The sequence below is a fragment of the Synechococcus sp. PCC 7502 genome (assembly GCF_000317085.1).
Classification (GTDB): Bacteria; Cyanobacteriota; Cyanobacteriia; order Pseudanabaenales; family Pseudanabaenaceae; genus PCC-7502.
On the sequence record NC_019702.1, the window covers coordinates 2,247,994 to 2,261,289 of the forward strand.

Consider the following 13,296-nt stretch of genomic DNA (forward strand, 5'->3'; position numbering starts at 1 on the left):
AACCTTGATAGAGCGATATACCTTACCTGAGATGGGTAGCCTGTGGTCTGAGCAGCATAAGTACCAAACTTGGCTAGAAGTGGAAATTGCTGTAGTGGAAGCCCAAGCCGAACTAGGCTATATTCCCTCGGAGGCAGTAGCAGAAATTAAAGCCAAAGCCAACTTTGATCCTAAACGGGTGGATGAGTTAGAGGCAGAAGTTCGCCATGACATGATTGCCTTTTTAACGAATGTCAATGAATATGTGGGCGAAGCGGGCAGATTTATCCATTTGGGGTTAACTAGCTCCGATGTTTTGGATACGGCACTGGCATTACAGCTAACTAGTAGCATGAATTTAATTTTGGCACAGGTGGAAACCCTATCCCAAGCAATTCGCTATCAGGCACAACAGCACCGCTATACGGTAATGGCAGGTCGCACCCATGGTATTCATGCTGAACCAATTACCTTTGGCTTTAAGTTAGCAGGTTGGCTGGCAGAAACTCTCCGTCATCGCGATCGCCTGGTGAATACTGCTAAAAATATTGCCGTTGGTAAAATCTCTGGGGCAGTGGGAACCTACGCTAATGTTGATCCTAAAATTGAAGCGATCGCCTGTCAAAAATTAGGACTAAAACCAGATTGTGCTTCTACTCAAGTGATTTCCCGCGATCGACATGGTGAATTTGTGCAGGCTCTAGCACTACTGGGATCATCCATTGAACGCTTTGCAGTAGAAATTCGTAATCTACAACGCACCGATGTGTTAGAGGTTGAAGAATTTTTTGCTAAAGGACAAAAAGGCTCCTCAGCGATGCCCCACAAACGTAATCCCATTCGTTCGGAACGACTAACAGGGATGGCAAGACTGCTTAGAGGGTATGCAGGAACTGCCCTAGAAAATATTGCCCTCTGGCATGAGCGAGATATTTCCCATAGTGCCGCAGAACGAGTGATTTTACCCGATGCCTGTATTATTACCCACTTTATGCTTTCGGAAATTACGGATTTAATCAAGAATCTGTTGGTCTATCCCCATAATATGCAGCGTAATCTCAACTGCTATGGCGGCGTAGTATTTAGTCAAAAAGTTTTACTCGCACTAATTGATAAAGGGTTAAGTCGAGAAGCTAGCTATGCGATCGTCCAAACTTCTGCCCATCAGGCATGGAATCGATCCGATGGAGATTTTCGCAGCTTAATTCAAAATAACCCTCAAGTTAAAGACTTACTTACCCCAGCCGAGTTAGATGCTTGTTTTGACTGTGAAAATCACATTAAAAATCTTGATCTGATTTTCCAAAGGCTAGGTATTTAAATTTATACTCACCCTAAAATGTAGTGATAGAAAGTTACTCCCTTCCTACTATAAAAATACAGCTAATTAATGGGGTGAAGAGGTGAAACCTTTTTGTGGGTGTGCAGAATACCCTAATCTTTCACTGGGAAAGGAGTAATATCACAGAAAAATAACTTTAATATAGCTATGAAAATTATCCTTCCCACCTTGGAACCACATAGAATATTGTTAATACCAGCTTAGTATCAGCAGATTGATTTTCTTTGGCAACCTCTCTGGCAAATAGATATAAAACTATGCCTTGATGTATGCCATACAAGACAATAGCCAAATTCTATTGCAAGCCTAGAAAAGACTTCTGTATCTAATCTACTGGTAGCATTTAGTTAAAGAGTTCACAATATAAACCAAATGTAGGTAATTTTATGAACATAGGGGAATCAGAATCTAGCCGATACGCAACCCGTGCCGAGGTTGAGGAATTGCGGGGAAAGTATCTAGCCTGACCAAGTTGATAGAAGAACTAAGTCAGGCTGTAAGTAGGTTACAAGCTCAACCTTTACCTCAAACCCTTGGAACTATTCCTGAGAGAGTAAGAAGTAATGCTAGTGACTATGCTGTGATTCCTGTGCCGCCACATATATATGTTGAGAATTCTCAAAGCCTAGAACCTAATATCGATATTGATGTCAGTTTAGAACTATTAGCTAAAACTATTAATACCCTTGAGGCGGAAATTGAGGATAAGTTATTTGCAATTTGGCAGGGTATAGCAATTAGGCAGGTCGAGGATAATTTTTGGGGGCATCCAGTTCCCCTAGACTTAATCCATGAAATGGGATTTTCCTCAATGCCAATGACAGAATTTTTAGAATTTGTTGGGAATCTTAATGATCCAACTTTAGAATTTTTACCCTCAACTAAGCATATTAATTACACAATCGGTGGGGTTTCTGCTTGGTATATTACCTTTCAGGCATAGAAAGCCTTAGCTTTTAATCTGATCTAACCTGATCTAAAAAATAGACTATTTCACCCTTTAACCATTCCTTCTCAATATTCGTTAGGTTAAAGCCAAATTTATGAGTTTTTACACCATGTCTAAACATGATTTCTTGAACGGGGTTATCATTTACGGTCATGTTGCTTCCCAACTCAACTTTTTGCAGATCAGCAACTTTACCCGTAGTTAAAAACTTAAAACCCAGTACAGACAGTTTGATCGTAAAGGTAGTATTTGTGATAATTAATTGGGAATTTCCTGCAAGCCCAGTAATTACAGGAATAAGCATACCAATACCCACAACCCAAAAGGGAATCGAAAACAGAGCAAATAATCCCCCCGCCATAGCTGCTCCGAGCGTCCACACTACCAAAAAGCTATTCCAAAATAGGGCAAACCCCAATAGGGGAATAAATTCAAAGCTCCAGCCCGCAGGCGGAATAAAAATTTCTAACCGATCGCTAGTAACATTCAACTTAACTCGGCTACCAAAGGGTTTAGTAGTTCTTGAACCAATATTTGTATTTAAAGAAGCGATCGCCTCTATTTTTCCTATGTTTTGAGTGGTTTTAATAGCAATATCACAATTCTCTAGAGCCTCCAAAGCTTGACGAGCAGAGCTAAAACGATCCTCAGAGGCAGGTTCTAGCATTGTTTCTAACCAGTCGGCAAACCCTGCGGAAATATGCACATAACTGCGGAAATCTATTTTCATCCTCACTTCTGGTAATTCGGCGGGCGATCGTCCCGTGAGTAAAAATAAAATTGTTGCCCCTAACCCAAATAAGTCACTAGCAGGCAAAGCTTTACCCCGATACTGTTCTGGAGGCATATAGCCATAGGTTCCAACTACAGTACTTCCGCCAATTTGGGTATGACGATAGGTATCTTGAACTGCCCCAAAATCAACCAGAGTTACCATACCATCAGTGCGACGGATTAAGTTTTGCGGCTTAATATCTCTGTGGATTATGGGTGGTTGCAACTCATGGAGATAGATTAAAATTTCCAGAATCTGCGTGGCAATTTGTTTGATATCGCCTTCACTCCCCCGCCAACCACTATCAATCAGGACTGCCAGCGATTCCCCATCTGCCAGTTGTTGAGCAATATAAAAACGTCGATCGCTTTCTGTATCAACTTGAAAATAATCTAAGTAGCGAGGAATAGCGGGATGATTAATATGCTTTAGAACCTTAGCCTCTCGTTCAAATAGCTCTAGGGTTTTCCACTCTCCCATGCGTTGAAAGGATAATGCTTTTAAGGCAACTTGCTGTTGGGTTTCCATATCTTCAGCCCTGTAAGTAATGCCAATACCACCTTGTCCTAGGACTCCAGCTATACGGTAGCGATCGCCCACTACATCACCAACTTGATGCATATTTTCCATAGATATTTAATTGGTTGAGAATTTATGGCTAAGTAAATTTTAAGGCTGATCCTCGTACTTCCTCATTCACCTTGCCATTGGCATAAACCACATTACCGCCAACAATCGTTGTGTTTGCCCATCCCGTTAAATTCCAGCCTTCAAAGGGACTCCAACCACATTTAGTTAATAGGTTTTGGCGAATCACAGGTTGATATTCCTTTAGATCAACTAATACCAAGTCAGCATCCCATCCCACCCGAATTTCGCCTTTATTAGGGATACCGTATGCCTTTGCTACATTACTACTCATCCATCGACTAACCTGAGCCACAGTACATCTACCTGCCATCGCCTGTGTAAGCATGAGTGCCAGTGAAGTTTCAACCCCCGGCATGCCTGAAGGGATAGTTGCAGGTTCTAGGAAAATGGTATTGGCACTGGATTTTTCTGATGCTGTGGGGACTTGGGTATTTTCTGCTTGTCCTTTTTCTGCTAATGTATGCGGGGCATGATCGGTGGCAATAAAATCAATTACTCCATCTCGTAAGGCTTGCCAAAGGACTTCTTGATCGTGGGGCGATCGCAAGGGGGGATTCATTTGAGCCAAAGACCCAATTTTAGAATAGGCATCTATATTCATCAGCAAGTGCTGGGGGGTAACCTCTGCCGTTACCCATTGCGGCTTGTCTTGTCTTAATAGTTCTGCTTCCTCGGCTGTGGACATGTGCAAGATATGCAAACGCCTTTGGTATTTTTTAGATAGCTTTAACGCTAATTGCGTAGCATTTAACGCTGCCTGATTGTCTTGAATAATAGAATGAATCGCTGGGTCAGTGCTACCTGCAAACTCTTGGCGACGTTGAGCGATACGCGCTTGATCTTCAGCATGGACGGCAATTAATCGCCTTCCTTGGGCAAAAATCCTATCTAAAATTTCTTCTTGATCAATTAGTAAAGCACCGTGCATTGATCCCATAAATACCTTGATCCCACAGGTAGGATTTGCTGTAAGTAGATCGGGCAGAACTTCACCAGTGGCTCCAATAAAAAAACCATAGTTAACAACACATTTACTAGCAGCACGTCTGAGTTTGTCATCTAATGCTGCTTGGGTGGTGGTTAAGGGGCGGGTATTTGGCATTTCTAAAAAGCTGGTAACACCTCCCTTGGCACAGGCACAACTGGCTGTATGCAGGTCTTCTTTATATTCTAAACCTGGTTCCCGAAAATGCACCTGTGGATCAATAACGCCGGGCAGGAGTACTAAGCCTACACCGTTGATAATTTCGGTATTACTGGTATCGACGGGATCAATCTGTTCACTAATAGCCGCGATTTTCCCCTGTTGCAACAAGATGTCCCCTAATAGGAAACTACCATCGGGGAGTAAGATCTGGCTTTGTTTAATTAGTAGATTCACGGTAGCTTATTAGTAGAACTTAGTTAGTATGACTGCCTTTAGCTTATCCTGTGTTAACTAATCTTGTATTAGATATTTTAAAGATGTGCTTTTATTTCCAGTAATAGAGTTTTGAAAATCTGGAAGTTAGTTATCTATTCCTAAATTTAGTTTGCCGCTTAATATTGGGTTTCAATCTCACCAATCATCTGATATTATGGATTGCCCAGATAGATTACTTAAATTTATCTGTTGGAGAGGTGGCCGAGTGGTTGAAGGCGCAGCACTGGAAATGCTGTTTAGGGGTGACTTTAACGAGGGTTCGAATCCCTCCCTCTCCGTAGAGTTTTGTACGTATTTTACCTTTTTGGCTTTCCATTTTTGTAAGGGGCTATTTCTGATTAATTGGGGAGTTTATCGTCCTAGGTTTAGGCGGCGATCGCATTCATAATTCTGGTAAATATTTATAATCCGTAATATAAATCTCTGTAACCCTTAATCCATAGTTATTTGAATAATTGTTAAGGACTTCTAAGTAAGCTCACACACTGTACCTATAATCTTATTTAATCTTTAGGCTATGTGGCTTCTTACAATTAGCTCTTATAACATTCAATATTCAGCCTTGTCAGAAACCCCACAGAGTCTAAAAAATTTCCACTTGTCTTCACATTCTTGAGAGAGAAAAATTAAATGACAACTACTCCTCAAAAACCTGAAGCAAAGGTAAAAGTTACGGTTGATCGTGATGTGGTGCCTACCTCCTTTGAAAAATGGGGTCAGCCTGGTCACTTTAGCCGTGAACTGAAAAAAGGACCAAAAACCACAACTTGGATTTGGAACCTTCATGCCGATGCTCATGACTTTGATAGTTTTACGACTGAAGAAGATACTGCTCGCAAGATTTTTTCCGCTCACTTTGGGCATTTGGGCATTATCTTTATTTGGCTAAGTGGTATGTATTATCACGGTGCTAAATTCTCCAATTACGAAGCTTGGCTAACTAACCCCGTTGGTATTAAGCCCAGTGCTCAAGTAGTTTGGAACATTGTTGGTCAAGATATTCTGAACGCAGATGTTGGTGGTGGCTTCCAAGGTATTCAAATTACCTCGGGGCTTTTCCATCTTTGGCGTGCTTCTGGCATCACTAGTGAGTTTCAATTACTTTGTACCGCAATTGGCGGATTAGTAATGGCTGGCTTGATGTTTTTTGCTGGTTGGTTCCACTATCACAAGGCTGCTCCAAAGCTAGAGTGGTTCCAAAATGTTGAATCTATGCTCAATCACCACTTAGCTGGTCTTTTGGGTCTGGGTTCTCTGGCTTGGGCAGGTCACCAAATCCATGTATCTATCCCCATTAACTACTACTTGGATAAGGGCATTGCACCTAGTCAAATTCCTTTACCCCATGAGTTTATTCTTAACTCTAAGTTAATGTCAGATATTTTCCCTAGCTTTGCTCAGGGTGTAACCCCTTTCTTCACTGGAAATTGGGGAGTGTATGCTGACTTTTTAACCTTTAAGGGTGGTTTAAATCCTCAAACAGGTGCTTTGTGGCTAACAGATCAAGCTCACCATCACTTGGCGATCGCTACTTTGTTTATTATTGCTGGTCACATGTACCGTACTAACTTTGGTATTGGTCATAGCATCAAGCAAATTTTAGAAGCTCACAAGGGTCCTCTAACTGGCGAAGGTCATAAGGGCTTATATGAAATCCTTACCACTTCTTGGCATGCTCAATTAGCAATCAACTTAGCTTTGCTAGGTTCTTTAAGCATTATCGTGGCACAGCACATGTACGCCATGCCTGCTTATCCCTACATTGCGATCGACTATGCTACCCAAGTTTCCCTCTTCACTCATCACATGTGGATTGGTGGTTTCTTGATTTGTGGTGCTGCCGCTCACGCAGGTATATTTTTTATCCGTGATTACGATCCAGCCAAGAATGTAAATAACCTGATTGATCGAGTTTTGCGTCATCGTGATGCAATTATTTCCCATCTCAACTGGGTATGTATTTTCCTTGGCTTCCATAGCTTTGGTCTTTACATTCACAATGACACCATGCGTGCTTTGGGTCGCCCTCAAGACATGTTCTCTGATACCGCAATTCAGTTAAAGCCTATATTTGCTAATTGGATTCAAGGTATTCATGCAGCGGCGGCGGGAACAACTGCCCCCTATGCCAGTGCAAGCGTTAGTCCAATCTTTGGTGGTGACACCTTAGTTATTGGTGGCAAGGTTGCTGCTGGACATTTGGCTCTCGGTACGGCTGACTTCTTGGTACACCATATTCATGCTTTTACCATTCACGTTACCGTTTTAATTCTCTTGAAGGGTGTTTTATATGCCCGTAGTTCTCGGTTAATTCCTGATAAGGCAGAACTAGGATTCCGCTTCCCTTGCGATGGTCCTGGTCGTGGTGGTACTTGTCAAGTCTCAGCATGGGATCATGTATTCCTTGGCTTATTCTGGATGTACAACTCTATTTCTGTAGTAATTTTCCACTTTAGCTGGAAGATGCAATCTGACCTATTTGGAAGTGTTGACCCCAATGGCAATATCACAACTTTAGCGGGTGGTAACTTTGCTCAAAGTGCTATTACTATTAACGGTTGGTTGCGTGACTTCCTATGGGCACAAGCTTCTCAGGTAATTCAATCCTATGGTTCTGCATTGTCTGCCTATGGACTATTGTTCTTGGGTGCTCACTTTATCTGGGCATTCAGCTTAATGTTCCTATTCAGTGGACGTGGCTATTGGCAAGAATTGATTGAATCTATTGTTTGGGCACACAGTAAATTAAATGTCGCTCCAGCAATTCAACCTCGAGCCTTGAGTATTGTGCAAGGACGGGCAGTGGGCTTGGCTCACTATCTTCTGGGCGGAATTGTCACCACATGGGCATTCTTCCTAGCTCGTTATGCGGCATTAGGATAATAGCGAGGAAAACTAAAAACTATGGCAACTAAATTCCCTAAATATAGCCAAGACATCGCTAACGATCCTTCTACTCGTAGAATTTGGTATGCGATCGCTACGGCTAATGACTTTGAAAGTCACGATGGCGTAACTGAAGAAAGTCTTTACCAAAAGATTTTTGCTTCTCACTTTGGTCATCTGGCAATTATCTTTCTTTGGACTTCAGGTAATCTTTTCCATGTCGCTTGGCAAGGCAACTTCGAGCAATGGATCAAAGACCCTCTAAACATCAGCCCGATCGCCCATGCGATTTGGGATCCTCACTTCGGTCAAAGTGCTGTAGAGGCATTTACCCAAGGCGGGGCATCTGGTCCAGTTAATATCTCTTTCTCTGGTGTCTATCACTGGTGGTACACCATCGGTATTCGGACAAATGCTGAGCTTTATGCTGGAGCGATCGCTCTATTAATCTTCTCAAGCATTTTGCTATTTGCTGGCTGGCTCCACCTCCAACCTAGTTTTCGTCCTAGCTTGTCTTGGTTCAAGAATGCTGAATCTCGACTAAATCACCACTTAGCTGGTTTGTTCGGAGTAAGTTCCTTAGCTTGGACTGGTCACTTAGTTCATGTGGCAATTCCCGAATCCCGTGGTATCCATGTCGGTTGGGACAACTTCTTGAGTGTTCCCCCTCACCCAGCAGGGCTTGCACCTTTCTTTACTGGTAATTGGGGCGTGTATGCTCAAAATCCTGATACGGCAGGTCATATTTTTAACTCTGCCCAAGGTGCTGGCACCGCAATTCTGACCTTCCTTGGTGGATTCCATCCCCAAACTGAGTCTCTGTGGTTAACTGACATTGCCCATCACCACTTAGCGATCGCTGTCATCTTCATTATTGCTGGTCATCAATATCGTACTAACTTTGGTATTGGTAGCAGCATTAAGGAAATTTTGAATGCTCACCGTCCACCTGAAGGTACTCCCTTTGGTGGTGCTTTAGGTGCAGGTCATAAAGGTCTCTATGACACGATCAATAACTCTTTACACTTCCAATTGGGTCTAGCTCTTGCTTCTTTAGGTGTAGTTACATCTCTGGTGGCACAGCACATGTACTCTTTACCTTCCTATGCTTTTATTGCTAAGGATTACACCACTCAGGCTGCTCTTTATACCCATCACCAGTATATTGCTGGATTCTTGATGGTTGGGGCATTTGCCCATGGTGCGATCTTCTTCATTCGTGATTATGATCCTGAAGCAAATAAAGATAACGTTCTAGCTCGTATTCTTGATCACAAAGAAGCGATTATCTCTCACCTAAGCTGGGTATCTTTATTCTTGGGCTTCCATACCTTAGGTATTTATGTTCATAACGACGTAATGCAAGCCTTTGGTACCCCTGAAAAGCAAATCTTGATCGAACCTGTATTTGCTCAATGGATTCAAGCTGCCCACGGTAAGGCTCTGTATGGTTTTGATACTTTGCTGTCTAACTCTTCTAGTATTGCCACCACCGCTTGGCCCAATGCTGGTAATGTGTGGCTACCTGGATGGTTACAAGCTATCAACGCTGGTGACAACTCCTTATTCTTAACAATTGGACCTGGTGACTTATTGGTTCATCATGCGATCGCCCTTGGTTTGCACACCACTACCTTAATCTTGGTTAAAGGTGCCTTAGACGCTCGTGGTTCTAAACTGATGCCAGATAAAAAAGACTTTGGCTACAGCTTCCCTTGTGATGGACCCGGTCGTGGCGGTACTTGCGATATCTCGGCTTGGGATTCCTTTTACCTGGCTATGTTCTGGATGCTGAATACGATCGGTTGGGTAACCTTCTACTGGCACTGGAAACATTTGGCAGTATGGCAGGGTAACACTGCTCAGTTTGATAGCTCTTCAGTAACAATCATGGGTTGGTTGCGTGATTACCTATGGTTGAATTCTTCTCAGTTAATCAATGGTTATAACCCCTATGGGATGAATAACATCGCTGTTTGGTCTTGGATATTCCTATTCGGTCACCTCGTATGGGCAACTGGATTCATGTTCTTGATCTCTTGGCGTGGTTACTGGCAAGAATTGATCGAAACCTTGGTATGGGCGCACCAACGTACTCCTTTAGCTCAATTAGTTAGCTGGAAGGATAAGCCTGTGGCTCTTTCAATCGTACAAGCTCGTTTGGTTGGGTTAGCTCACTTCACTGTGGGATATATCTTTACCTATGCTGCCTTCTTAATAGCCTCAACTTCAACGGCCTTTGGCTAAGTTAGTTAGTTTAAGTTAAAAACTAAAGCCTCTCTTTTGAAATAGATTGAGGGGCTTTTTGTTGTGAGTATTTTTACAACTTTTAGAACTTGAAACTTCTTAATACCAATTACTTAAGATGTACCTACAGATACTTCATAGAGTATAGAACTATCAAATCTTGCAGTAAATCATCCGTAGATTCGTTTTCTGAACTTAGCGGTCTGGTTGGATAGTTTGGGTCTAGGGCTGACACTGAAGGTTAAACCTAATTAGCTAAATTTTTTGTAAGATCTTTGTAGTATATTTTTCAGGTGATTCACATGGAAGCTATTGCTGAAAATCTCTATACTCCTATACTGTCCAAAAAATTGAGTCGATTTTACCAAGACTTTCGCTTGAGAGACTGCGGGTGTCGGCTAATTTTGGGGCTTATCTGGATGACAGAGAAGGCAATGATTCAACTGAGGAGTTGTTGAGTATTCCTAATTTTAAGGAAGATTTTCAAAAAGCTTTGCAAGATTTTGAAAAGGGCAATGTAGTTTCTTTCAAGAGCATTCGTCGCCATGTATAGGATATTCATGACTCATAATGCTCAAAAAGTTTTACGAAAAAGCTAGTGATGAGTTAGCTGTTCAAATAGATGATTGTATTTATTACTTGAATCAGAATCCTTATAAGGGGGCTGATATTAAAAAGCTAAGGCATTGCACAAATAAAAGATGAATCAAGCAAAAGTGATAGTGAATTAATAAGCGAATTGAATACCTCAGTATTTCTTCCGATTTTGAATAACAGAAAGTTTTGCTGTGTAATCTGGCTAAATAATGTTTAAGTCTTGTATTTTCACCCTCAACTCTGGTCATATAGGTTTTGCTGATAATTTAGTTTTCCGAGTTGATAAACATTTTGTAGATGCAGTAGCCATAGGTAACTGAGAAATAGCATTTCCAAACTTTTATCATTGTCCATAGGGTCTTAATCTCCTAATACCCATGCCAATATACCTTGACGAAAATAATTCACCACATTCCATAGCCAAATTACGTTTTTTTGACCCAACAGAGGTCTGGAGTTCATCTAGTCCACCAACATCAGGAATAGTCTCTATGGGGGAATGTTATAGTAATTGCTGTGCTATGTCCTGATGACTAAGTTGTGACTAACATCAGTACATCTCTCAATTTGTCTAAATCCCATGCCGTTGCAGTATATTTTTAGATCTTGGGAATATCCAAGCGCTGAATATGCATCAATGAACTGATGACCGCAATCAGCGCAATTCTCCTCGTTTCCCGTTCCTACGAATATGTGTTGATCCACACTTGGGTCATTTCATTGCTTAAACTCGTTATCTTTATATTTACTCATTCATTTTTTATTTGTGCAATGCCAAATTTCTAGCAAGTGTTACAGATTTATCCATAGTTTTTAAACCACTACCTACGAAATCATAGGCGATCGCTTGTGCCATTTCGTGGATTGCTCATAGGCATAGGCAACTTGTAATAATAGTCCTTCCCGCAAAACATTACTAACCATCTGTAAACCAATGGGCAGACCTTGGGCATCAAAACCACAGGGCAAACTTAATCCCGGCAAGCCTGCTAAATTCACAGGGATCGTCATCAAGTCTAAAAGATACATGCTTAGAGGGTCTTCTGAGTTTGTTCCAGACTTAAAAGCAGTAGTTGGGGCGGTGGGAGAAACCAAAATATCCACCGATGCAAATGCTTGATCAAAGTCCCGCTTAATCAAAGTTCTTACCTTTTGTGCCTTTAGATAATAAGCATCGTAATATCCCGCCGATAGAACATAGGTGCCGATCATAATTCGGCGTTTGACTTCTGCCCCAAATCCTTGTTCACGGGTTTGGCAATACATATTCAATAAATTGTCCGCCGACTCATCCCTTAGCCCATACTTCACCCCATCGTACCGTGCCAAATTTGCCGAAGCCTCTGAAGGAGCAATAATGTAGTAAGTTGGCAAACCATAGCGAAACCTGGGACAGGAAATTTCTTGAATCTCGGCACCCATACTTTCTAAATGGGCGATCGCTGTTCTCACTGCTGCATCTACTTCGGAATTTAAGCCTTCACCAAAGGTTTCTGTAATTACTCCAACCTTTTTACCTTTGAGGGACTGGGTGAGATCGGGAGTTAGCAATTCTGAATATTTCGGAATATCAACGTTAATACTGGTAGAGTCTTTGGGATCATAGCCAGCGATCGCCTCTAATAAAATTGCTGTATCCTCCACAGAACGACCAAAGGAGCCAACTTGATCCAAGGAAGATGCAAAGGCTACTAACCCAAACCGTGAAACTAGACCATAGGTGGGCTTAATCCCAACTACGCCACAAAAGGACGCAGGCTGACGAATTGAACCACCTGTATCTGAGCCAACCGCAACTATACATTCCCCTGCTGATACTGCTGCCGCCGAACCGCCTGAAGACCCGCCAGGGACTCTAGAGACATCCCAAGGATTAGCAGTTCCACCCATAGCTGAGGTTTCTGTAGAACCGCCCATGGCAAATTCATCCAGATTGGTCTTACCCACCATCACTGCCCCTAAATTCCCTAATTTCTGGGTTACGGTAGATTCGTAGGGAGGAATAAAGTTTTGCAGCATTTTAGAACCACAGGTTGTAGCAACCCCTTGCGTACATAAGTTATCTTTAATGCCTATGGGTACTCCTGCCAGTAAAGGTATAGCCTCGCCCGCAGCAATTTTGTTATCTATTTTTTGTGCCTGAGCGATCGCCAATTCATCTGTAACTGTAACAAAACTATGTAACTGCGGCTCTAATTTATGGATTTGCGCTAAATGCTCTTGGGTAATTTCTACGGCTGTGCGATCGCCATTGGTCAGCAACTTATGGATTTCTTTAATGGATAACATTATAAATTTGCAGCTTACGTTAATTAATTTAGTTATAGACCTAATCATAGAGTCTTTAGTGGTTATGATCCTAACCCAGAAATCACTTAAATCTTAAAACCACCCGCCCAAGGACAAGTTGATGACAAGAGCTCATTTCTACGCTAAAGTAAAGGCAT

Annotated in this window: 9 protein-coding genes, 1 tRNA gene and 1 pseudogene; 6 read left to right on the top strand and 5 right to left on the bottom strand. The window is 42.0% G+C overall.

Going from position 1 to position 13,296, the window contains the following annotated elements:
* Positions 1-4 precede the first annotated feature (4 nt).
* Positions 5-1,300, top strand: coding sequence for an adenylosuccinate lyase (gene purB, locus SYN7502_RS11065; RefSeq protein WP_041429403.1), 1,296 nt, complete (start codon positions 5-7; stop codon positions 1,298-1,300).
* Between the two features lie 175 nt (positions 1,301-1,475).
* Here the strand turns inward: purB and SYN7502_RS20210 are convergent, their stop codons facing one another.
* Positions 1,476-1,613 (bottom strand): hypothetical protein, encoded by a 138-nt coding sequence (locus SYN7502_RS20210; RefSeq protein ID WP_168130356.1) that lies wholly within the window; start codon positions 1,611-1,613, stop codon positions 1,476-1,478.
* Between the two features lie 180 nt (positions 1,614-1,793).
* Between SYN7502_RS20210 and SYN7502_RS11070 the strand changes: the two genes are divergently transcribed.
* On the top strand, positions 1,794-2,264 hold the full coding sequence (locus SYN7502_RS11070) for a hypothetical protein (protein WP_015168917.1): 471 nt from the start codon (positions 1,794-1,796) through the stop codon (positions 2,262-2,264).
* 13 nt (positions 2,265-2,277) lie between these two features.
* Here SYN7502_RS11070 and SYN7502_RS11075 read toward each other — a convergent pair whose 3' ends face one another.
* Both SYN7502_RS11075 and SYN7502_RS11080 read right to left on the bottom strand, forming a co-directional pair.
* On the bottom strand, positions 2,278-3,675 hold the full coding sequence (locus tag SYN7502_RS11075; protein ID WP_015168918.1) for a serine/threonine protein kinase: 1,398 nt from the start codon (positions 3,673-3,675) through the stop codon (positions 2,278-2,280).
* 28 nt (positions 3,676-3,703) lie between these two features.
* On the bottom strand, positions 3,704-5,077 hold the full coding sequence (locus SYN7502_RS11080; RefSeq protein ID WP_015168919.1) for a dihydroorotase: 1,374 nt from the start codon (positions 5,075-5,077) through the stop codon (positions 3,704-3,706).
* Between the two features lie 233 nt (positions 5,078-5,310).
* On the opposite strand from SYN7502_RS11080, the gene SYN7502_RS11085 reads away from it, so the two are divergent.
* The 4 genes from SYN7502_RS11085 (at position 5,311) to SYN7502_RS20215 (ending at position 10,805) form a co-directional block, all read left to right on the top strand.
* Positions 5,311-5,397, top strand: a tRNA-Ser gene (locus SYN7502_RS11085).
* A 352-nt stretch (positions 5,398-5,749) separates the two neighbouring features.
* Positions 5,750-8,002, top strand: coding sequence for a photosystem I core protein PsaA (psaA, locus tag SYN7502_RS11090; protein ID WP_015168920.1), 2,253 nt, complete (start codon positions 5,750-5,752; stop codon positions 8,000-8,002).
* 21 nt (positions 8,003-8,023) lie between these two features.
* Positions 8,024-10,252, top strand: a complete 2,229-nt coding sequence (gene psaB, locus SYN7502_RS11095; protein WP_015168921.1) for a photosystem I core protein PsaB — start codon at positions 8,024-8,026, stop codon at positions 10,250-10,252.
* Positions 10,253-10,643: 391 nt separating this feature from the next.
* Positions 10,644-10,805, top strand: a complete 162-nt coding sequence (locus SYN7502_RS20215) for a hypothetical protein (RefSeq protein WP_168130358.1) — start codon at positions 10,644-10,646, stop codon at positions 10,803-10,805.
* 100 nt (positions 10,806-10,905) lie between these two features.
* On the opposite strand, the pseudogene SYN7502_RS19365 reads toward SYN7502_RS20215, so the two are convergent.
* Both SYN7502_RS19365 and gatA read right to left on the bottom strand, forming a co-directional pair.
* Positions 10,906-11,540 (bottom strand): annotated as a pseudogene (locus SYN7502_RS19365) (IS1 family transposase).
* A gap of 134 nt (positions 11,541-11,674) precedes the next feature.
* Positions 11,675-13,138, bottom strand: a complete 1,464-nt coding sequence (gene gatA / locus SYN7502_RS11105; protein ID WP_015168922.1) for an Asp-tRNA(Asn)/Glu-tRNA(Gln) amidotransferase subunit GatA — start codon at positions 13,136-13,138, stop codon at positions 11,675-11,677.
* Positions 13,139-13,296: the final 158 nt, after the last annotated feature.

Bases quoted from the DNA above. Each gene is read 5' to 3' on its own strand.
- SYN7502_RS11075 (WP_015168918.1), bottom strand. From the start codon at position 3,675: ATGGAAAATATGCATCAAGTTGGTGATGTAGTGGGCGATCGCTACCGT.
- psaA (WP_015168920.1), top strand. From the start codon at position 5,750: ATGACAACTACTCCTCAAAAACCTGAAGCAAAGGTAAAAGTTACGGTT.
- psaB (WP_015168921.1), top strand. From the start codon at position 8,024: ATGGCAACTAAATTCCCTAAATATAGCCAAGACATCGCTAACGATCCT.
- gatA (WP_015168922.1), bottom strand. From the start codon at position 13,138: ATGTTATCCATTAAAGAAATCCATAAGTTGCTGACCAATGGCGATCGC.